The following is a 20,467-nucleotide window of genomic DNA, read 5'->3' as shown; positions in this document are numbered from 1 at the left end:
AGGCACAAACGTGCAATAATCGGAAGCACCTTGCAGACGTCGGAGGAGGATGCGTGCTCGTACCCGAACGCCGGGACCTGCTGCTCGACCGGCTGCGCCGGGACGGCCGGGTGATCGCCAAGGACGTCGCGGCCGAGCTGGCGGTGAGCGAGGACAGCGTGCGGCGGGACCTCCGCGAGCTGGCCGCCGCCGGGCTGTGCCAACGGGTGTACGGCGGCGCGGTGCCCGCCTCGCCCGCGGTCGCCGACTACGGCACCCGCCGGGGCGTGGCCGTGGACAGCAAGACCCGCGTCGCCGCCGCGGCGGCGCAGCTGGTCGAGCCGGGCACGACCGTCGTCCTCGACGGGGGCACGACCGCGCTCGCCGTCGTGCACGCGCTCCCGCGCGACCTCGAGGCGACCGTCGTCACGCACAGCCCCACCGTCGCGGCCGCGCTCGTCGACCACCCGACGGTGGAGGTCTACGTGCTGGGCGGGCGGCTGTTCAAGCACTCGGCCGTGGCCTGCGGGGCGGCCGCGGTCGAGGCGGCCGACGCGGTGCACGCGGACCTGTTCCTCCTCGGGGTCACCGGCGTGCACCCCGACAGCGGCCTGACCACGGGCGACGCCGACGAGGCCGCCATGAAGCGCACCCTGGCGAGGCGCGCCGCGGACACCTACGTGCTGGCCAGCAGCGAGAAGATCGGCGCCGCGTCCCGGTTCGCGGTCCTGCCGCTGGACGCCGTGGCCGGCATCGTCACCGACGTGCCCGACGACGACGAGGTCGTCGCGCGGTTGCTGCGGATGGGCGTGCCGATCGTCCGGGCCGGCGGCCGGTCAGCGCCCGGCGGTGACGGCCGTGGCGATCGCGCGCACCGCGGCGTCCACTGACCGCTGGGTCGCCGCCCGGTCGTCCTGCTCGGAGTCGTGCACGAACGCCGTGCACCCCCGCCGGCTGCCGCAGTACTCGACGATCCCGTGCTCGACCTGCGTCCGCAGGGCCTGCTCGTAGCCGTGCCGGTCGTAGGCGCCGGCGTCGGCGCCGGCGACCGGCAGCAGGTGCGTGGTGAGCCGCTGCAACCTCGGCTGCAGGCCGGCGCCCGGGTCGCGGGGCGAGTGGTCGAAGGCCCAGCCGCTGACGAAGACCCGGTCGACCCACCCCTTGAGCAGCGCGGGCATCGACCACCAGAACGCCGGGAAGACCAGCACCAGGTCCGTCGCCCGGTCCAGCCGGCGCTGCTCGCGCCGGACGTCGTCCGGGAGGTCGGCGCCGTCGGTGTAGGCGCGGCGGTCGGCCAGGGTGAAGCGGGGGTCGAAGCCCTCCGCCGCCAGGTCGGCGACCTCGACCGAGGAGGGTCGCAGCGCGTTCTCGAGCTGACCGGCCACGGCCGAGGTCAGCGAGGACGGGTCGGGATGGGCGAGGACGACCAGGGTGTGCACCGACGGCTCCGGACTGCTCGACGACAAGCTACCGGTAGTAGGTTACGCCGGGACGACGGCCTGGATCACCCGGGCAAGCGTCTGCCGGGCCTGGTCGCCGTCGATCCGACCGGTGAGCGCGGCCCGGGCGAGGGCGTCGCCGGCGCCGACCACCGCGCGCAGACCGGCCGGGTCGACCGGGCCGGCGAACGGCTCGAGGGCTGCGCTGCACTTGGCGAGGTAGCCGTCCTCGGCGTCCTGCCGGAGCTGGTCGAGCACCGCCGAACCGCTCAGCGCCGAGACGACGTCGGCCAGCTCGCGGCCCTCGGCGAGGCAGCAGTCGACGTAGGCCCCGGCGACGACCGCTGCCACCGCCGGCAGCGTCTGCTCGGTCTCCGCCAGGGCGGCGTCGAGCACCGCGTGCTGGCGTGCGTCGAAGGCGCGGTACAGCTCGGCGAGGACACCGGCCCGGTTGCCGAAGTGGTCGTAGACCACCGGCTTGGTGACCCCGGCGCGCTCGGCCAGCCGGCCGAGCGTGAGCAGGTCGGTGCCCTCGTCGCGGACCAGCTCGCGGGCCACCGCCAGCAGCTGGGCGTGGCGGTCCTGCTGGGAGAGGCGACGGCGCGGGGAGGTCGTCGGCCGGTCGGTCATCGCCCCTCCCGCTGCACGTGGCTGGAGCTACCGAGGGTAGCCGGGCGCGTCAGTGCGGGCGGTCGTGCCCGGCAGCGAGACGGTGGTCGGCGGCTCGGCTCTGACCAGCCAGGACAGCGTCCGGCCGCGCGACCAGCAGCGGCCCAGCACCTCCGCGCGCGTCCCCGACCGGTCGGCGACCGTCAGCCCGACGATGCTGTGCCCCGACGCGGGGCGGTCGCCGAGGGTCGGCACCGACGGCGCGACGCCGACGCCCTCCACCGACACCCACGCGACCGTCCGGTCGGCGGCCGCCTCGGCCAGCAGGCGCAGGAACCCCGGCCGGCGCGCCACCGGCAGCCGGGACAGCGCCCAGGTGGTGGTGACCACGGGCAGCGCCCCTGCGGGGACCCCGCGGACGGCGTCGGCCAGCCGGTCGAGGACGTCGCCCCGGACCAGCCGCGGCGGGGCGCCGGCCACCAGCGCGATCGCCGCGTCCAGGGCGGCGGTCCGCTCCGGCCGGTCCGGCGGCACGCACGCGCGCAGCCAGCGGACGTCGTCCGGGTCCGTGACGTCGACCGGGTCGGGGCCCACCGAGGTCCGGGCGACGACCTCGGGCACGGCCCGGGCCGGCACCGGCACGCCGCCGACGACCGAGGCCGACAGCTGGACGGGGGAGCGCGGGTCGCCCAGCACGGTCGCCGCGTCGTAGCGGGTGCCCACCCGGTCGAGCTGGGTGTCCAGCCCCGCTGCCGAGCCCACGTCGACCAGCCCGACCGACGTCGCGCCGGTCCGGTGCGCCGCCTCCGCGACGGCCGGGTACAGCACCGCGCAGCGGACGGCGTCGAGGGCCTGCGGCCGACGGCGTCCGGCGACGGCGGCGACCTCGTCGGCCTGCCGGACCAGGGTGTCGACCGCGGCCGCGGCGGCCGCGTGCCCGTCCGCCGCGGAGCATGCCGCCGCCAGCGCCGGGGCCCGCCCGGAGAGCGCGAGGTCGTGCAGCGCGGCGAGGACGACGGCCGGACGCCGGCAGCGTGCCGGCATCGACCCGATCGCGCGCAGCGCCCCGGCGGAGCCGCCCACCGCCGCGGCGACCTGCTGCTCCAGCGGCGAGCTCCCGGCCGTCCGGTAGACGTCGGCGAGCGTGCGGGTCGGGGCCACCGGCACAGCCTGCCCGTCCCGGTGGGTCAGCTGCCCGCCGCCGCGGCGCACCGGGCGGCGAGGGTGCCGAAGGCGTCCCGCAGCGGCTGCGGCCCGAGCACCCGGACCGGGGTGTCGAACCGGCCGAGCGTGGCGGCCAGCGCGACCCACGACCAGCTGCCCAGGGTGAGCCGGCAGCGGTCCGGGCCGAGCGCCTCGACCACGCCGTCCAGGGCGAACGGCGCGACGTCGGCGGCGGGCAGGTCGAGCTCGACGACGCCGCGGCAGGGCCACGTGCCGGTGCCGGTCGAGCCGGCGAACCGGGCGTCGACGAAGGCGGCGACGTCCCCGCCGGGCAGGTCGCGCGGGGTGAACCGCGGACCGGTGGGGACCCGCGGGGTCATCCGGTCGACGCGGAACGTCCGCCAGTCGTCCCGGTCCAGGTCGTAGGCGAGGAGGTACCAGCGCCCGGCGCGGAGCACCGTGGCGTGCGGTTCGACCCGGCGCGGCGGGGTGGGGCCGCCGGTGCCCGTGCCGTCGCCGGGCCCGGCAGCGTGGTCGAAGCGCAGCACCTCGCGCGCCCGGACCGCGGCGGTGAGCGCGGTCAGCACCGACGGGTCGACCGCGGTGGCGCTCGCACGGCCGGGCACGGTGGTCACCTGCACGCTGTCGATGCGGTGGCGCAACCGGGCCGGCATGACCTGGCGGACGGTGACCAGGGCGCGGGCCGCGGCGTCGCCGACCGCGGCACCGCTGGCCGCGGCGGCCTGGAGGGCGACGGCGAGCGCGACGGCCTGCTCGTCGTCGAAGAGCAGCGGAGGCAGCTCGGAGCCGGCGTCGAGGCGGTAGCCGCCGTCGGGGCCCTTGGTCGCCCGGACCGGGTAGCCCAGCGCGCGCAGCCGGTCGACGTCCCGGCGCACCGTCCGCGGGGTGACCTCGAGGCGGGCGGCCAGCAACGACCCCGGCCAGTCGCGGCGCGCCTGCAGCAGGGACAGCAGTGCCAGCAACCGGGACGATGGTCCGCTCATGTCCTGAGGATGCTCGCAGAAGCGGACAGGACCTGTCCGCTTCGCCCGTCAGGGTGGGTCGTGCCGCCGGCGAGCACCGCCGGCGGGAGGACATCCGAGGCGAGGAGCCCGACATGAGCGTCACGACCACCACGCACCTGAACTTCCGCGGCCAGGCCCGCGCGGCACTCGACCACTACGCCACCGTCTTCGGCGGCGAGGTCATGGCCTTCACCTTCGCCCAGGGCGGCGACGAGCAGGACGCCGCCGACGGCGCGGTGCCCGGGCAGCTCAAGTGGGGCGGCGTCCGGGCGCCCGGTGGGTTCTCGGTCATGGCGTTCGACGTCCCGCCGGGGCGGCCGCACGACCCCGGCACGGACGCCGTCTACGTCTCGGTGCGCGGCGACGACCCGGCGGAGCTCACCCGGTACTGGGCGGGTCTGGCGGAGGGGGGCACGGTGCGCACGGCCCTGGGGCCGGCCGGCTACGCCCCGCTGTACGGCATGGTCACCGACCGCTTCGGTGTGACCTGGGTGCTCGACGTCCTGCCGCCCTACAACGGCTGAGCCACCCGGCCGGGGGCGGCGGCTCAGCTGCTCCCGGCCCGGCCCGCCGGAGAGGCGGGCGGTGCGTCAGGCGACGTCGGTGCGGGCGCCGGCCAGGTACTGGCGCACGGCGGTCTCCGGGACCCGGAAGGACCGGCCGACCCGGACCGCGGCGAGCTCGCCACCGTGGACCAGGCGGTACACCGTCATCTTCGACACGCGCATGATGTCCGCCACCTCCATCACGGTCAGGAAGCTGACCGCCGGGCGCGGGGCCGGGCGCTCGAGCACCGGGCGGGCGGCCATCGGCTGTGCCGGCGCCGGGTGCGCCGCCGGGCGGACGCCGAGCGGGCGCTGGCCGGGCTGGCCGGGGACGGCGGGCCGGGCGTAGGGGCGCTGGGCGAACGAGCTCGAGCGGGGGAGGGCCTGAGCGGGGGAGCGCTGGGGCAGGGTCACGGTGGGTTCCTCTCGAAGGCGGGACACGGGGCGCCGGGCCGGCTCGCGGGCCAGGGACGGTGCGCTTTCGTGTTGCGACTGACGGTAACGGGGAGGTCACGGCTACGCGAGTACACGGGCAGACGAGACGAACTGGTCCGCTTCGTCAGATGTTGACCGTGCGCGTGGCGTGCCGGATGGGAAAGCCGAGGTGACAGGCGAGTACCGGGACGCGGCTCAGGCCACCGCGGGGGCCGGTTGGGGGAAGAGCCGCCGCAGCACGTCGGCCAGCGTCAGCACGCCGACGACGTCGTCCCCGTCGGTGACCACGGCCAGGTGGTTGCGCGTCTCCCGCATCTCCTTGAGCGCCGCGTGCAGCGTGCTGCCGGCGTCCAGGGTGAAGACGGGCCGGGCGAACCCGGCGGCGGGCACGTCGTCGGCGGCGGTGAGGGTGTCGCGCACGTGCACGACGCCGGTCGGCCGCGACCCCTCGATGCCGGTCAGGATCCGCAGGTGGCCGGAGTCCCGGGTGGCCTGCCGCACCTCGCCGACGGTGGCGCCGGCCCGGACGCCGGTGAGCGCCCGGGCGCGGACCATCTCCCGCACGGTCAGGTGCTCCATCTCCAGGGCGCCGGACAGCTGGGCGGAGTAGCCGGCGTCCAGCGCGCCGACGTTCGTCGAGTGCTCGACCAGGTGGCGCAGGGCGTCAGGGGTGTGGCCGACGGCGACCTGGTCGGCCGGCTCCACCCCCACCCGGCGGACCAGCGCGTTGGCGGCGCCGTTGAGCATGCGCAGCAGCGGGCGGGTGAGGGTCATGAACGCGCGCATCGGCAGCGCGAGCAGGGTCGCGGACCGCTCGGGGTGCGCGATGGCCCAGGACTTGGGCGCCATCTCGCCGACGACGAGGTGGATGAAGGTGACGACCGCCAGGGCGAGCACGAAACCGGCCACGTCGGCGGCGACCGCCGGCAGCCCCCAGCCCTCGAACAGCGGGGTGAGCCAGTGGTGCACCGCGGGCTTGGTGACCGCGCCCAGCGCCAGCGTGCACACGGTGATGCCCAGCTGGGAGCCGGCCAGCAGCAGGGTCAGCTCCGAGGAGCTGCGCAGGGCGGCCCGGGCCGACCGGCTGGTGGCCGCGGCGTCCTCCAGCCGGTGCCGCTTGGCGGCCATCAGCGCGAACTCGACGGCCACGAAGAACGCGCTCAGGCCCACGATCGCGACGGTGGCGGCCAGCACCACCCACGGGTCGCTCATCGGGTCGCCTCCTCGGGACGGGTGCCGCCGGTGGCGACGGTGACGGCGTGGTCGGGCAGGTGGAGGCGGACCCGGGAGGGCACGTGCCGCTCCACGGCCAGCACGTCCACGTGCAGGAACCGCGGCTCCGGCTCGCCCTCGTGGGCCAGGTCGCCGAGGTCGGCCGGCAGCTCGACCACCAGGTGGGTGCCCTCGTCCGGCAGCCCGCCGTGGGCGGAGATCACCAGGCCGGCGACGGTCTCGTAGTCACCGCGCGGCAGGTCGGTGCCCAGCGCCCGCTCGACCTCGTCGACGTGCACGTCGCCGGGCATCTCCCAGATCCCGTCGCCCTCCACCGGCACGTACTCCGGGGTGCTCGCGTCGTGCTCGTCGGTGATCTCCCCGACCAGCTCCTCGGCGAAGTCCTCCAGGGTGATCACCCCGGCGAAGCCGCCGTACTCGTCCACCACGCAGGCCAGCTGGTTCTTGCTCTGCCCGAGCTGCCGCAGCGCGTCGGGCAGCGGGGTGAGGTGGGAGACGACCAGCGGCGGCCGGGCGATGCGGGTGACCGGTGCGGTGTCGGGCTCGGTGGTGCTGAGCAGGTCGGCGAGCTGGACGACGCCGACGACGTCCTGGGTGTCCGCGGCGAGCACCGGGTAGCGGGAGTGCCCGGTGGCCATCAGCTCGCGCACCCGGCCGAGGGTGTCGGTGTCGGTGACGGTGTCCACCCGGGAGCGGGGGATCATCGCGTGCTCGACGTCGCGGCGCGGGAAGTCGAGGATCCGGTCGAGCATCATCGACAGCTCGACCGGCAGGTCACCGCTGGCCCGGGAGTCCTCGACGATGTGCTCGAGGTCGGCGGCGGTGGCGGCGTGCTCGACGTCGTGCACCGGCTCGATGCGCAGCGCGCGGAGCAGCAGGTTCGACGACTGGTCGAACACCCAGATCAGCCAGCCGAACAGGGTCAGGTACAGCGCCGTGGACCGGGACAGCCAGCGGGCCACCGGCTCGGAGCGGGCGATCGCGAGGTTCTTCGGGAACAGCTCGCCGAACAGCATCTGCACCACGGTGGAGAACAGCAGGGCCAGCACCGCGCCGACCGCGACGCCCACCGCGGTCGGGATGCCGACCCCGCCCAATAGGGTGCCCAGCGACCGGCCGATCAGCGGTTCGGCGACGTAGCCGACCAGCAGCCCGGTGACGGTGATCCCCAGCTGGGCACCGGAGAGCATGAACGAGGTCCGGCGGGTGATCGCCAGCGTGCGCTCAGCGGCGGCGTCGCCGGTGGCCGCGCGGGCGCCGACCGCCGAGCGGTCGACCGCCATGTAGGCGAACTCCTGGGCCACGAAGTACCCGGTGACGGCGGTGATCAGCAGGACCACCAGCACACCGAGCAGGAGCGAGAGCAGCGTCGTCATCGGCCACGCACCGCCTCGGCGGATCGGAGGTGCGTGGCCCGGGCTATGTGGTCTGCGCTCATGTCTCTTCTGGTCGAGGTGGCGGCGCGGAGGTCCCGGCCGTGGACCCGCTCAACGCGTTCCCCGGCCCTCCGGTTCCGGGGCGGGGGCGTCAGCCCGCGCGCTCGACGCGCCGCAGCCACTCCGCGAGCAGCGCGCCCAGCAGCTCGGGCTGCTCGTGCGGCAGCGCGTGGCCGGTGTCGTCCAGCACGGCCAGCGAGGCGTGCGGCGCGGACCCGAGCAGGTCGACGGCGGCGGCGTACCCGACCGTCGAGTCCAGCCGTCCCGCCACGACCAGGGTCGGGCCGGGGTACGGCGGGTCGTCGCCGCTGAGCTCCCACCGGGCACCGATCCGCTCCATCGCCGCCTCGTCGACCAGGGCCGCGGCCGGGGCGACGAACCGCTCGTAGCGGTCCAGCATCTCCGGGGTCTGGACGACGAAGTAGCCGGCGAACCCGTCGTCCCCGAGGCCGCCGGGTCCCGCGACGACGCGGTGCTCGGGGACGTCGCGCACCCCGGGCAGCAGCGGGCAGACCAGCGCCAGGCCGGCGACCCGGTCCGGGCGCCGCGCCGCCATCGCCGCGGCGAAGTACGCGCCGGCCGAGTGCCCGACCAGCAGGCAGGGGCCGGCGCCGGCGACCGCGTCGGCGAACGCGAGCAGCGTGGCCAGCACGTCGTCCGCGCTGCCCAGCGTCGGCGGGGCGGCGGTGCGGCCGGAGCCGGGGAGGTCGGGGTAGACCCGCAGCAACCCCGGCACGTCGCGCAGCAGCGGTTCGAAGCAGGCCTCGGCCTCCCGGTGGTCGACGCCGGCGCCGTGCAGCACCAGCACCGGCCGCCCGGCCCCGTGCGCCGCGCAGTGCACCAGCACCCGACCCGCCCGGACCTCCATCGCCGCACGCTAGCGGCGCGGCGGCGCCCCGACAACGGTCCCGGCCGGTCGCCCCAGCGTCCGGGAGATGCCCAGCGCGGTGGCCAGCAGCAGCGGGACCAGGCCGGCGCCCCGGCCGTCGTTGGGCACGATCACCGACAGCGAGGCGACCACCGCGCCGGCGCCGTCGCGCACCGGCACGGCGACGCCGGTCGCGTGGGGGTGCTGGTGGCCGTCCAGCACGGCGGCGTGGCTGCGGCGCACCTCGGCCAGCGCCGTCCGGAGCTGGGCGGCGGTGCGGAACCCGGCGGGGGTGACCGGGCGCAGCGGCGCGGCCAGCACGCGCTCCTGCAGCTCCGGCGGCGCGTGCGCGAGGAGGACCAGCCCGGAGGAGGAGGTGGGCAGCGCCAGCCGGCCGGCGGTCCGGGAGAAGTTGATGACGGCGTCCCGGGCGCTGAGCCGTTCGAGGAAGAGCACGTCCTCGCCGTCGCGCACCCCGAGCTGGACGTGGTGGCCGACGACGGCGTGCACGTCCTCCAGGAAGGGCATCGCGGCGTCCCGCAGGGAGACCGAGTGCGAGGCCCGCGCGCCCAGCTCCCAGAGCCGGACCCCCACCCGGACCCGCCGGTCCGCGGTGCGCTCCAGCAGCCCGTGGGCGGCGAGCTCGATGACCAGCCGGGAGGCGGTCGCGACGTGCAGGCCGCTGCGGCGGGCGACCTCGCCGACGGTGAGCACCGGCTCGTCGGCGGTGAAGGCGTCCAGCACCCGGACGGCGCGGGCCAGCACCGACTCGCCGGTCGGGGTCCGCGCCATGCCAGCAGTGTGACACCGGTCTCTCGTCCATTGAGAAGGAGCTACTGCCCGACCGGGACCGGACCGCACGCTGGGAGCCGACGACGAGGAGGTCGGCGTGCTCGGAGTGGAGCAGCGGAGCGCCCGCGGGACGGACCGCGCGGTGGTGCAGGTGCAGGACAAGGTGCAGGTGGCCGACGGCGTCGTGACGCTGACGCTCGCCGCCCCGGACGGCGGCCGGCTGCCGGACTGGACGCCGGGCGCGCACGTGGACCTCACCCTGGACAACGGCCTGACCCGGCAGTACTCGCTCTGCGGCGACCGGTGGGACGCCTCGTCCTACCGGGTCGGCGTGCTGCTGGAGCCGGCCGGCCGTGGCGGGTCGAGCTACGTGCACGAGCAGCTCCGGCCCGGGCACGTGGTCGGCCTGGGCGGCCCCCGCAACAACTTCCCGCTGGTGCCGGCGGAGTCCTACCTCTTCGTGGCCGGCGGCATCGGCATCACCCCGGTGCTGCCGATGATCGCGCAGGCGGAGCTGCTCGGCGCGGACTGGAAGCTGCTCTACGGCGGCCGGACGCGCAGCTCGATGGCGTTCCTGGACGAGCTGGCGCCCTACGGCGACCGGGTGCAGGTGCGGCCGCAGGACGAGTTCGGGCTGCTCGACCTGCCCGGCTTCCTCGGCGCCCCGCGGCCGGGGACGCCGGTCTACGCCTGCGGGCCCGGCCCGCTCCTGACCGCGATGGGCACCGCGTGCGCCGGCTGGCCGGCCCGCGCGCTCCGCACCGAGCGGTTCGTCGCCGCCGAGCAGGGCGCCCCGGTGCGCACCGCCGCCTTCGAGGTGGAGCTGCACCGCTCCGGGCGGAGCGTCACCGTCACGCCGGACACCACGGTGCTCGAGGCGCTCGCCGGGGCCGGGGTGGACGTGCTGTCCTCCTGCCGGCAGGGCACCTGCGGCACCTGCGAGACGACCGTCCTGGCCGGCGTGCCCGACCACCGCGACTCGCTGCTGGACGACGAGGAGCGGGCCGCCGGCGACTGCATGTACCCGTGCGTCTCCCGCTCCTGCAGCGACCGCCTCGTCCTCGACCTCTGACCCCGTGCAAGCCGCCCCGTCCGTCCGCCCCTCGACCGCCGACCTCCCGGAGCCGACCATGACACTCGCGCCCAGCCCCCTCACCGATGTGCCGGTCCTGGACGTGGACCCGTTCAGCCACGAGGTGCTGGAGGACCCGCTCCCGATGCACGAGCAGCTCCGGGAGGCGGGTCCGCTGGTGTACCTGAGCCGGTACGACGTCTTCGCCGTCGCCCGGTACGCCGACGTGCACGCGGCCCTGGTCGACTGGCAGGAGTTCGAGTCCGGCGCTGGCGTCGGCCTGTCCAACTTCCGCACCGAGGAGCCGTGGCGGCCACCGAGCCTGCTGCTGGAGGCGGACCCGCCGCGGCACGACGCGCCCCGCCGGGTGCTGGGCAAGGTGCTCGGCCCGCGGGCGCTGCGGCAGCTGCGCGACGGGTGGGCCGAGGACGCCGAGCAGCTCGTCGACGAGGTGCTGGCCGCCGGTACCGAGTTCGACGCCGTCCCGACGCTGTCGGAGGCGTTCCCGCTGCGGGTCTTCCCCGACGCGGTGGGGATCGGCAAGGACGGGCGGGAGAACCTGCTGCCCTACGGCGACCACGCGTTCAACGCCTTCGGCCCGGCCAACGACCTGGTGGCGAAGGGTGCCCCGCGGGTGGCCGAGCTGTCGGCGTGGGTCGGGCAGCAGTGCCTGCGCGAGGCGCTCACCGACGACGGCTTCGGCGCGGCCATCTGGGCGGCTGCCGACCGCGGGGAGATCACCCCGAACCAGGCGCCGCTCGTGGTCCGCTCGCTGCTCACCGCCGGTGTCGACACCACCGTGCACGCCATCTCGGCGATCCTGTACGCCCTGGCCACCAACCCCGACCAGTGGGCGAGGCTGACCGCCGACCCGTCGCTGGCCCGGGTGGCCTTCGACGAGACGATCCGTTGGGAGTCGCCGGTCCAGACGTTCTTCCGCACCACGACCACCGACGTGCGGCTCGGCGACACCGTCGTCCCCGCTGGTCGGAAGGTCCTGATGTTCCTGGCCGCGGCGAACCGCGACCCCCGGCGCTGGACCGACCCGGACCGGTTCGACCTCGGCCGTGACCCCTCCGGCCACGTCGGCTTCGGCATGGGCCTGCACCAGTGCGTCGGCCAGCACGTCGCCCGGCTGGAGGCAGAGGCGGTGCTGACCGCGCTGGCCCGGCGGGTGCGCACCATCGAGCTCGCCGGGCCGGCGCAGCGGCACCACAACAACACCCTGCGCGCCTGGGGCAGCCTGCCGGTCCGGCTGACCGTCGGCTGAGCCCGGGCCGGGCGCGGCGAGGGCGCCCGGCCCTCAGGCCAGGCCGTTGACGGAGACGCCGGCGGCCAGCAGCTGGTCGATGCCGGTCACCCGGGAGGTGTCGGTCTCGTCCAGCCCGAGGTTGACCAGCGACCGGACCTGCAGCAGCGGAGTCAGGTCGGTCACCGGGTTGGCCCCCAGCTGCAGCTCCTGCAGCAGCGGCGCGGCGGCCAGCCCGCGCACGTCGGCGATCCGGTTGCCGAAGAGGTCCAGCCGCAGCAGCGTGGGGACGGTCCCGAGCGGGGTCGGGTCGACGACCTGGTTCTGCGCCAGCCGCAGGGTGTCCAGGGTGGGCAGCCCGGCCAGCGGCGCGACGTCGACGATCGCGTTGCCGGAGAGGTCCAGCTCGCCCAGCGCGTCGAGACCGGCCAGCGGGCCGATGTCGGTGAGCTGCGCGGCCGCGACGCCGAGGGCCCGGAGTGTGGAGGTGCCGGCCAGCGGCGTCAGGTCGGTGACCGGGTTCTGCGACAGGCCGAGGTCGAACAGCTCGAGACCAGCCAGCGGCGTGAGGTCGCTGATCGCGTTGTCCGTCAGCGTCAGCGTGCCGAGCCGGGGGAGTCCCGCCAGCGGGGTGAGGTCGGTGATCTCGTTGAACGGCGCGTCCAGGACGGTCAGCGACCGCAGCTCCTGCAGGCCCTCGAGCGAGCGGACGGGTCCGCGCGCCGAGGTCTGCCCGGAGCAGTGCAGCTCGGTGACCTCCCCGAGCTCCGCCACGGAGACGCCCGGACCGACCTCGGGCAGGCCGGCGGCGCCGGCCACGCACGCGGCCAGGGCGGCGTCGGGGAACAGCTGCGCCAGCGACCGGTCCGGTTCGTCGCCGGCCGAGCCGCACGCGGTGAGCAGGGTCAGGGCGGCGCCGGCCACGGCCAAGCGGGCGGCGGGCCGGGCGGCGGTGCTGGCGATGGTCGTACCTCCTGGACGGCGGGGCCGGGAGCGCCCCGGTGCAGGGGGTCCCGGGAGTAGAGCCCTGCCCACACCTGTGGGCAGGGCTCTACCCGCCAGACCACCACCTCCCGGCCGCCGACGGGCGGCGGCTCGCCGGGCTCGGTGGTCTCTCAGCGGGTTCTCAGCGGCTCCCGCTGTGCTGGGCGCCGACCACGGGACACCGACCACGGCACACCCACCGCACACCGATCGCACGGAGCGCGACACCCATGACCGCCCTGCAGCACCGCACCGCCACCACCCCGGCCGCCCTCGCCGCCGAGCTCGCCGCCGCGACCACCGGCGACGTCCTCGCCCCCGGGGACGACGGCTGGACCGAGGCACTCGCCGGCTTCAACCTGGCCACCCAGCACCGCCCCGAGCTGGTGCTGGTCGCCGCGGACGCGGCCGACGTCGCCACCGCCGTCCGGCTGGCCGCCCGGACCGGCCGCCGGGTCGCAGTGCAGGCCACCGGCCACGGTGCCGCGGCCGCCGGGCCGGGCACCGTGCTGGTCTCCACCCGGCGGCTCACCGGGCTGTCGGTCGACCCGCGGGCGCGCACCGCGACCCTGGGCGCCGGCGTCCGGTGGCAGCAGGTGCTCGACGCCGCCGCGCCGCACGGGCTCGCCGCGCTGGCCGGTTCGGCGCCGGGGGTGGGGGCGGTCGGCTACACCGTGGGCGGCGGGCTCGGCCCCGTGGCCCGCACCTTCGGCTTCGCCGCCGACCACGTCCGCTCGCTGGAGGTGGTCACCGCCGACGGCGAGCTCCGCCGGGTCGACGCCGAGCACGAGCCGGACCTCTTCTGGGCGCTGCGGGGCGGCGGCGCGGCCTTCGGGCTGGTCACCGCGATGACCGTCGACCTGTTCCCGGTGGCCACCCTCTACGCCGGCGGCCTGTTCTTCTCCGCCGAGGTCGCGCGCACCGTGCTGCACCGCTGGCGGGACTGGACCCAGGACCTGCCGGAGACGGTGAGCACCTCGGTCGCCCGCATCGACCTGCCCCCGCTGCCGGAGCTGCCCGAGCCGTTGCGCGGGCGGGAGGTGGTCCACGTCCGGTTCGCCTTCGTCGGCGACGCCGCGGAGGGCGAACGCTGGATCGCCCCCCTCCGGACGGCGGCGACCCCGCTGCTGGACACGGTGGGCGAGCTGCCCTACGCCGCGCTCGGCGCGGTGCACGCCGACCCGGTCGACCCGCTGCCGGCGATGGAGCGCGGCTCGCTGCTGGCCGAGCTGCCACCGGCCGCGGTCGAGGCCTTCGTCGCCGTCACCTCACCGGCCGCGGACCTGCCGGTCATGGTCGCCGAGCTGCGGCTGCTGGGCGGTGCGGTCGCCCGGCCGGCCGCGGTGCCGAACGCGGTCGGCGGCCGGTCGGCGGCCTACGCGCTGGAGGCCGTCGGGGTGCTGGCCCCGCCGATCGCAGCCCTCGTGCCGCAGGCGCTCGAGACGGTGCTGTCGGCGATGGCACCGTGGTCGACCGGCGGCGCGCTGGTCAACTTCGCCGGCGGCACCGACCGGGTCGCCGTCGACCGGGTGCGGCAGGCGTTCGGCGACGAGACCTGGGACCGCATGGTCGCCCTGCGGGAGGCCACCGACCCGGACGGCGTGCTGTCCCCGGCGGCGCGCTGGTCGGTCGACGCCGAGCCGGTGGTCGTGCTCGCCACGCCCGACGAGCCGGTCCGGTGACGAGGGTCGGGATCGTCGGGGCCGGCATCGGCGGCCTGTCGACGGCGGCCGGGCTCCAGCGCGACGGGGTCGAGGTGACCGTGTTCGAGCGGGCTCCCGGCCCCCGCCCGGCCGGCTCGGGGCTGTCGCTGTTCGGCAACGGCCGCACCGCGCTGGACGCCCTGGGCCTGGGCGACGCGATCCGGTCGGTCACCGCCGCCGGCCCGGCGCTGCTGCAGGCCGGGCAGCGCCGGCCCGACGGGCGCTGGCTCGCCCGCACACCGGCGTCGGCCGTGGCCCGCCTGCGGGTGGTGCACCGGGCGGACCTGCACCGGGTCCTGCTGGCCGCGCTCGAGCCGGGGACGGTCCGGTGGGGCACCCCGGTGCGCGGGGTCGTGCCGTCGTCGGGCGAGGTGCTCGGCGAGGTGCTCGGCCAGACCCGGGGCGAGCGATTCGACGTGGTCGTGGCCGCCGACGGCATCCGCAGCGCGGTCCGGGCCGGCTGGCCGGTCGACCCGGGGGTGCGCTACGCCGGCTACGCGGCCTGGCGGGGCGTGACCGCCGCTCCGGTGGACCTGCGCGGGGCGGCGGGGGAGACGTGGGGCCGCGGGCTGCGCTTCGGGGCCGCGCCGCTGGCCGACGGGCGCGTCTACTGGTTCGCGGTGGCCACCATGCCGGCCCGTTCACCGTCGGGCGACGAGCACGCCCGGGTGCAGCGGCTGTTCGGCTCGTGGCACGACCCGGTCCCCGAGCTGGTGGCCGCCACCCCGCCGGACGCGGTGAGCCGGTTGGACGTGGAGCACCTGGCCGGCCCGCTGCCGACCTTCCGCCGGGAGCGCTGCGTGCTGCTCGGCGACGCGGCCCACGCGATGACCCCCGACCTGGGCCAGGGCGCCAACCAGGCGCTGGAGGACGCCGCCACGCTCGTCGCCCTGCTGCGCTCGCCGCACCGCGACGTCGGCACGGTGCTCGGGCAGTACGACCGGCTGCGCCGCCCCCGTACGCAGGCGGTCGCCCGCCGGGCGCGCAGCGTCGGCGCCGTCGCCCAGGCCGCCGGCCGGCGGGCCGCCGTACGCGACGCCGTGCTCCCGCTGGTGCCGGCCGCCGTCGCGGCGCGACCGCTGGTCCGGCTGCAGCAGTGGCGGCCACCGCCGGCGCCCGCTGTCAGGACACCAGCGCGCACAGCAGTGCACTGACCTCGCTGCGCGACCACCGCCGTCCCTCGGCGGTGAGCCGCTCGTACTCCTCCGGAGGGAGGGCCGCCCGCACGGCGGCCGCCTCCCGGGGGCCGTCGACCGGGTCCATCCGGGCCGGGTCGAAGCCCACCCTGTCCCCGTGGGCGGCGGCGGCCCCGGCGAGCAGCGCGGCGTCCGAGGTCCGCCCGGACAGCGCCAGCGCGCAGGCGGTCGTGTGCAGCAGCACGATCCAGGAGGTGACGTCGCCCTCGGCCTCCAGCGGCTCGCGCATCCGGGCGCCGGCGGTGAGCGCCTCGGTCAGGTCACCGCTGTCGATCGCGGCCTTCATCAGCGCCCAGGTGGTGGAGATGAGGCCCCACGCGTGGCCGGCGTCCTCCGCGACGGCGACCGCCTCGCGCAGCACCGGCAGCGCGCCCCCGGCCCCGGTGGACCGCCGGGCCATGCCCAGGATCATCAGCGCCTCGGCCTCCACCCAGCGCTCGCCGCAGGCCGCGGCGGCGGCCACCGCGTGCTCGGCGGTGGCGAGCACCTCGGCCGGGTCGCCGCCGAAGCTGGTCAGGTGGGCCGTCCAGGCCTCGACGTGGGCGGCCTGGGCCGGGTCGCCGCCCGCCCGGGCCAGCCGGACCGCCTGCGGCATCACCTCCCGGGCGGTGTCCAGGTCGGCGGCGAGGTAGCTCAGGCTGCCCAGCACGGCCATCGCCCGGGCCCGGCGGGCGCAGCCGGCGGCGTCGCCGGGCCGGGCGTCGCCGGCGGTGGTGAGCGCGGTGCGGGTGGCGACCAGCCCCTCGGCGATGTCCCCGGCCCGGTACCAGGACCAGCCCAGCGCGCCGCAGAGGTCCAGCAGGTACTCGCCGTCGCCGGCCTCGGCGGCCGAGGCGAGCGCCGCCCGCTGGTCGGGACGGCCGCGGCGCAGCTCGTCGAGGGCGCGGGCCGCCTCCCGACCCCGGGCGCGGCGGGCGGCGGCGGCGCTCCGCTGCAGCACCAGCCGCCGGTGCCGCGCCGCCGTCTCCGCGACCTCCGCCGGGTCGCTGTGCGCCACGGCGAAGGAGCGCAGCGTCTCCAGCAGCCGGTGCCGGCGCGGCCCCGGACCGGGCACCGTCGTCACCAGCGACCGGCGGACCAGGCTGCTGAGCAGCTCCACCGCCGGGGCCCCCGCGCCGGCCAGCGCCGTGGCGCCGGCCAGGTCGAACCCGTCGGGGAAGACCGCCAGCCGCCGGAACAGCTCGGCTTCCGCCGCGCTCAGCGAGCGGTAGCTCCAGGCGACGGTGCCGGCCAGCCCGCGCTGGTGGTCGGGGGCGTCGCGACGTCCGCGGAGCAGGCCGAACCGGTCGACGAGGCCCTCGGCGAGCTCCTCCACCGACAGCACCCGGAGCCGGGCGGCGGCCAGCTCCAGGGCGAGCGGCAGCCCGTCGAGGTCGGCGGCGATCCGCCGGACCACCGCGACCTCGCCCGGCGCGGCCGTCCAGCCGGGCGCGGCGGCCCGGGCCCGCCGGGTGAACAGCTCGACGGCGTCGCCCTCCGGGTCCAGCGGTGGGACGTCGACCGTCGTCTCGCCGGCCACGTCGAGCACCTCGCGGCTGGTGACCAGCACGGTGAGGCCCGGGCACCGGGGGAGCACCGTGCCGACCAGCTCGGCCACGGCGTCCACCAGGTGCTCGGCGTTGTCCAGCACCAGCAGCCCGGGGCGCCCACCGAGCACCGCGGCGAGCCGGGCGGCGTCGGCGACGCCCGGGAGCCCGAGCACGTCGGCGACGGTGGCGGCCAGCAGCGTCGGGTCGCTCAGCGCGGCGAGCTCGACGAACCACGGGCCCTCGGCGTCCCGCCGGCGGTGGGCGACCTCCAGCGCCAGCCGGGTCTTGCCCACCCCGCCCGGCCCGGTGAGGGTGAGCAGCCGGGCGGTGGCCAGGGCCGCGGCGACCTCACGCGCGAGCGCTTCCCGCCCGACCAGGTCGGTCAGCGGCGTCGGGAGCGCCGCGGCCACCGGTGCGGCGGGGGCGCCGGCCGGGGGGAGCGGGGCCTGGCTGCGCACCGTGCGCTCCACGGCGACCAGCCCGGGCCCGGGGTCCAGCCCGAGCTCCTCGGCGAGCACGCCGCGCACCGTGCGCAGCGCCCCGAGCGCGTCGGCCTGCCGGCCGCTGCGGTACAGCGCGAGCGCCAGCAGCTCCCAGCCCCGTTCGCGGAGCGGGTGCCGGGCGGTGTGCTCCTCAGCCCGGCCGACCACCTCGGCGTGCCGCCCCGTGCGGAGCAGCGCGTCCAGCAGCGCCTCGGTGGTGGCCAGCCGCAGCTCCTCGAGCCGGACGACGTCCGGCGCCAGCGCGGGCAGGCCGGCGACGTCGGCGTAGGCGGGACCGCGCCAGCAGTCCAGCGCGCCGGTCAGCGACCCGACGGCGGTGGCCGGGTCGCCGGCGGCCAGCGCGGCGCACCCGCGGGCGGCCAGCTGCTCGAAGCGCACCGCGTCGACCGCGTCCGGCGGCACCTGCAGCGCGTAGCCCGGGCCGCGGCGGACCAGCACCGCCGGGGCCTGGCCGCGCGGCCGGCCCGGCTCCAGCGCACCCCGCAGCTGGGAGACGTAGTAGTGCAGCGTGGCCACGTCGGGCGGACCCGGTCCGGGCCAGACGTCGGCGCGGAGCTGGTCGGCCGGCACCATCCGCGGGCTGACCGCCACGAGGCAGGCCAGGACGGCGCGCTGCTTGGGGCCGCGGAGGTCGACCGGGACGCCGTCCAGGGTGGCCGCCAGCGGGCCCAGCACCTGCAGCTCGAGCCGGCCCGCGGCGGTCACCGGGTCACCGGGACGCCGCGGCGCCCGGCACCGGGAGCCGGGGCAGCAGGTGTTCCAGCTGACCGACTTCCTCCACGTTGTGGCGCACCCACGCGGTGACCATGTCGTCGGGGAAGCGGCGGGTCAAGACCCTGGTGAGCGGCGCGAGCAGCAGGCTGCGGGCGCCGATGTCGAGCACGCTGACGTAGTGGGTGCGGCCGCGCCCGGGCGACCAGGTGTGCTCCAGCTGGAACACCAGGGCGCCGGCCACCCGCTGCACCAGCCGGATGCCCGTCGCGTCCAGCTTCTCCACCCGGTCGACGACGTCGACGCGCCGGTCGGGCCGGCCGCCGAACTGCTCGACGATCCGGAACCGGGCACCCTCGTCGGCGCCGCCGCCCGGCGCCGGCCGGGCCAGCGCCCAGTGCAGGTGGTCGACCGGGTGCCAGGCGAGGTAGCGGGGCACCACCGCGCCGCCGTACTCCAGCGTGCCGCCGAGGCCGCGGAACCAGTCGAGCAGCATCGCCGGGGTGACGCCGTCCAGCGGGCGGTGGTCGATGGTGACCCGCCGGCGGCCGTGCGGGAGGTGCGCGACGGTGACGCGGGCGCTGTCGACGGGACGCAGCGGGAACAGGACCGGCAGGGCCATGGCGGACTCCGGGGATACGGTGGCGTGTCTTGCGCCGGACGCTAGGCTGCCACAGCAAGACACGCAAGCGTTTCTCTCGCGGGGAGGTGGGCACGACGTCGGACGAGCGGACGACCCGGCGCCGCGGCGCCGAGCTTGAGGCGGCCATCGCCGACGCCGTGCTCGGCATCGTGCGGGAGGGCGGTGCCCGGGCGGTCACCATGGAGGCGGTCGCGGCCCGCGCGGGCACCAGCAAGCCGGTGCTCTACCGCCGGTGGCCCGACCGCGGTGCGCTGCTGCGCCACGTGCTGCTGGCCGAGGCGACCCGGGCCATCCCGACCGCGGACACCGGGAGCTTCCGCGGCGACCTGCTGGCCGTGCTGCGGGGCTGGGCGGCGCTGCTCACCGGACCGCGGGCGCCGGTGGTCGCGGCCGTCGTGGCCGCGATGGTCGAGGACCCGCAGTTCGCCGCCGCGTTCCGGGACGGGGTGATCGGCTGGCGCAAGGCGGAGATGGCGGCGTTGATCCGGCGGGGCATCGACCGCGGCGAGGTGCGGCCCGACGTCCCGGTGGAGATCGCCCGCGAGCTGGGCCAGTCGGTCCTCTGGCACCGCTTCCTGGTCACTGGCGACCCGATCACCGACGACGTCGTCCGGCAGGTCGTCGACGAGGTGGTCGTGCCCTTCGCCGCCGTCCGGGCCGGCTGACCGGGCGCCGGACCCGCGGCCGGGTCGCTGCTCAGTCCTCGCGCTGCTGCTCGATCGACCGGAGCACCGTCGTCCGGTTCTCGCCCAGCTCCTCCTCGGCCCGCCGGGCCCGGTCGAGCTGGTCCTCGCCGTGCATCCCGGCCACCCGTTCGCGCGCCTCGGCCGCGGGGAGGTCGACCAGCTCGGCGGCCGCCCGCGCCCGGCGGGCGGCGTCGGTGTTGGCGGCGTGCTGGCCCTCGGCGTCCCGCTTGGCCCGCTCGGTCGCCCGCTGCTCGGCCGGGCTCAGCAGCTGCCAGGCGGCGTCGGGCAGGTAGCGGGCCGTGCTGTCGCCGTCCCGGGCGTCGGTGCCGCCGTCGGCGGTGTGCCAGTCCTGGTCGGTCCACTGCTGCAGGTGCTGCTGCGAGGCGGTGCGCTCGCCCTCGTGCCGGTAGCCGCCGCCGTGCCGCTCGTACTCGGCGACCAGCAGCTGGCTCTTCCGCGCGCTCCACTGACCGGGCCGCCCGCCGCGGTCGCCCGCCTTGAGCTCCTCCTTGAGCCGCGCGCGCAGCTCCGGGTCGGTGTAGTCGTCGGTGTAGTCGTCTGCCGTCTTCCCGCTCATCCCGCCGTCCTACCCACCGACGGCGGTCGCGACCCGGGCCCGCCGGGCCGGGTCGGCGGGCCCGGGGCAGACTGGCGGCAGGACGGTCC

20 protein-coding genes are annotated in these 20,467 nt (G+C 77.1%); 7 read left to right on the top strand and 13 right to left on the bottom strand.

From position 1 onward, the window contains the following. Positions 1 to 53: 53 nt before the first annotated feature. Positions 54 to 869 carry a DeoR/GlpR family DNA-binding transcription regulator gene (locus HL054_RS09430; protein WP_369138685.1) on the top strand — a complete coding sequence of 272 codons (816 nt, stop codon included), beginning with the start codon at positions 54 to 56 and terminating at the stop codon, positions 867 to 869. Here HL054_RS09430 and HL054_RS09425 read toward each other — a convergent pair. The 4 genes from HL054_RS09425 to HL054_RS09410 are packed head-to-tail and all read right to left on the bottom strand — an operon-like array spanning position 816 to position 4,195. After that, positions 816 to 1,418 (bottom strand): NAD(P)H-dependent oxidoreductase, encoded by a 603-nt coding sequence (locus HL054_RS09425; RefSeq protein WP_369138684.1) that lies wholly within the window; start codon positions 1,416 to 1,418, stop codon positions 816 to 818. The genes HL054_RS09430 and HL054_RS09425 overlap by 54 nt on opposite strands. Positions 1,419 to 1,460: 42 nt before the next feature. Beyond that, complete coding sequence (locus tag HL054_RS09420) at positions 1,461 to 2,048, bottom strand: TetR/AcrR family transcriptional regulator (RefSeq protein WP_369138683.1); 588 nt, start codon at positions 2,046 to 2,048, stop codon at positions 1,461 to 1,463. Between the two features lie 27 nt (positions 2,049 to 2,075). Further along, complete coding sequence (locus HL054_RS09415) at positions 2,076 to 3,188, bottom strand: DUF2332 domain-containing protein (protein WP_369138682.1); 1,113 nt, start codon at positions 3,186 to 3,188, stop codon at positions 2,076 to 2,078. A 26-nt stretch (positions 3,189 to 3,214) separates the two neighbouring features. Further along, on the bottom strand, positions 3,215 to 4,195 hold the full coding sequence (locus tag HL054_RS09410; RefSeq protein ID WP_369138681.1) for a helix-turn-helix transcriptional regulator: 981 nt from the start codon (positions 4,193 to 4,195) through the stop codon (positions 3,215 to 3,217). 113 nt (positions 4,196 to 4,308) lie between these two features. Between HL054_RS09410 and HL054_RS09405 the strand changes: the two genes are divergently transcribed. After that, entirely contained in the window at positions 4,309 to 4,740 is a 432-nt protein-coding gene (locus HL054_RS09405; RefSeq protein WP_369138680.1) for a VOC family protein, read from the top strand. Positions 4,741 to 4,806: 66 nt separating this feature from the next. On the opposite strand, the gene HL054_RS22330 is transcribed toward HL054_RS09405, so the two are convergent. The 5 genes from HL054_RS22330 to HL054_RS09380 form a co-directional block, all read right to left on the bottom strand. After that, positions 4,807 to 5,175, bottom strand: a complete 369-nt coding sequence (locus tag HL054_RS22330; RefSeq protein WP_440347928.1) for a helix-turn-helix domain-containing protein — start codon at positions 5,173 to 5,175, stop codon at positions 4,807 to 4,809. A 216-nt stretch (positions 5,176 to 5,391) separates the two neighbouring features. Then, on the bottom strand, positions 5,392 to 6,408 hold the full coding sequence (locus HL054_RS09395) for a hemolysin family protein (protein ID WP_369138679.1): 1,017 nt from the start codon (positions 6,406 to 6,408) through the stop codon (positions 5,392 to 5,394). Next, on the bottom strand, positions 6,405 to 7,805 hold the full coding sequence (locus HL054_RS09390; RefSeq protein ID WP_369138678.1) for a hemolysin family protein: 1,401 nt from the start codon (positions 7,803 to 7,805) through the stop codon (positions 6,405 to 6,407). The genes HL054_RS09395 and HL054_RS09390 overlap by 4 nt, the downstream gene beginning before the upstream one ends. A 151-nt stretch (positions 7,806 to 7,956) precedes the next feature. Then, positions 7,957 to 8,733 carry an alpha/beta fold hydrolase gene (locus HL054_RS09385; RefSeq protein WP_369138676.1) on the bottom strand — a complete coding sequence of 259 codons (777 nt, stop codon included), beginning with the start codon at positions 8,731 to 8,733 and terminating at the stop codon, positions 7,957 to 7,959. Positions 8,734 to 8,742: 9 nt separating this feature from the next. Continuing rightward, the gene (locus HL054_RS09380) at positions 8,743 to 9,525 is read right to left on the bottom strand and encodes an IclR family transcriptional regulator (RefSeq protein ID WP_369138674.1); all 783 of its coding nucleotides are present in this window, start codon (positions 9,523 to 9,525) and stop codon (positions 8,743 to 8,745) included. Positions 9,526 to 9,622: 97 nt separating this feature from the next. Here HL054_RS09380 and HL054_RS09375 point away from each other — a divergent pair, with 97 nt between their 5' ends. After that, the gene (locus HL054_RS09375) at positions 9,623 to 10,597 is read left to right on the top strand and encodes a PDR/VanB family oxidoreductase (RefSeq protein ID WP_369138673.1); all 975 of its coding nucleotides are present in this window, start codon (positions 9,623 to 9,625) and stop codon (positions 10,595 to 10,597) included. A gap of 58 nt (positions 10,598 to 10,655) precedes the next feature. Continuing rightward, positions 10,656 to 11,867 carry a cytochrome P450 gene (locus tag HL054_RS09370; RefSeq protein WP_369138672.1) on the top strand — a complete coding sequence of 404 codons (1,212 nt, stop codon included), beginning with the start codon at positions 10,656 to 10,658 and terminating at the stop codon, positions 11,865 to 11,867. 33 nt (positions 11,868 to 11,900) lie between these two features. On the opposite strand, the gene HL054_RS09365 is transcribed toward HL054_RS09370, so the two are convergent. Then, complete coding sequence (locus tag HL054_RS09365; RefSeq protein ID WP_369138671.1) at positions 11,901 to 12,770, bottom strand: leucine-rich repeat domain-containing protein; 870 nt, start codon at positions 12,768 to 12,770, stop codon at positions 11,901 to 11,903. A gap of 290 nt (positions 12,771 to 13,060) precedes the next feature. Here HL054_RS09365 and HL054_RS09360 point away from each other — a divergent pair, with 290 nt between their 5' ends. Both HL054_RS09360 and HL054_RS09355 read left to right on the top strand, forming a co-directional pair. Continuing rightward, entirely contained in the window at positions 13,061 to 14,512 is a 1,452-nt protein-coding gene (locus tag HL054_RS09360) for an FAD-binding oxidoreductase (protein ID WP_369138670.1), read from the top strand. Next, positions 14,509 to 15,687, top strand: a complete 1,179-nt coding sequence (locus tag HL054_RS09355) for an FAD-dependent monooxygenase (protein ID WP_369138669.1) — start codon at positions 14,509 to 14,511, stop codon at positions 15,685 to 15,687. Before HL054_RS09360 ends, HL054_RS09355 begins: the two co-directional genes overlap by 4 nt. Here the strand turns inward: HL054_RS09355 and HL054_RS09350 are convergent. Both HL054_RS09350 and HL054_RS09345 read right to left on the bottom strand, forming a co-directional pair. Continuing rightward, on the bottom strand, positions 15,656 to 18,466 hold the full coding sequence (locus HL054_RS09350; protein WP_369138668.1) for a BTAD domain-containing putative transcriptional regulator: 2,811 nt from the start codon (positions 18,464 to 18,466) through the stop codon (positions 15,656 to 15,658). The two genes, HL054_RS09355 and HL054_RS09350, sit on opposite strands and share 32 nt — an antisense overlap. A gap of 4 nt (positions 18,467 to 18,470) precedes the next feature. Then, complete coding sequence (locus tag HL054_RS09345; RefSeq protein ID WP_369138667.1) at positions 18,471 to 19,094, bottom strand: hypothetical protein; 624 nt, start codon at positions 19,092 to 19,094, stop codon at positions 18,471 to 18,473. A gap of 86 nt (positions 19,095 to 19,180) precedes the next feature. Between HL054_RS09345 and HL054_RS09340 the strand changes: the two genes are divergently transcribed. Then, complete coding sequence (locus HL054_RS09340) at positions 19,181 to 19,780, top strand: TetR/AcrR family transcriptional regulator (protein ID WP_369138666.1); 600 nt, start codon at positions 19,181 to 19,183, stop codon at positions 19,778 to 19,780. Positions 19,781 to 19,811: 31 nt separating this feature from the next. Here the strand turns inward: HL054_RS09340 and HL054_RS09335 are convergent, their stop codons facing one another. Beyond that, positions 19,812 to 20,378 (bottom strand): hypothetical protein, encoded by a 567-nt coding sequence (locus tag HL054_RS09335; protein WP_369138665.1) that lies wholly within the window; start codon positions 20,376 to 20,378, stop codon positions 19,812 to 19,814. Positions 20,379 to 20,467: the final 89 nt, after the last annotated feature.

This window comes from Modestobacter versicolor (genome assembly GCF_041028285.1).
Lineage (GTDB): Bacteria > Actinomycetota > Actinomycetes > Mycobacteriales > Geodermatophilaceae > Modestobacter > Modestobacter versicolor_A.
Note: the sequence above shows the minus strand (reverse complement) of the source record. Positions and strands in the feature narration are given on the sequence as shown.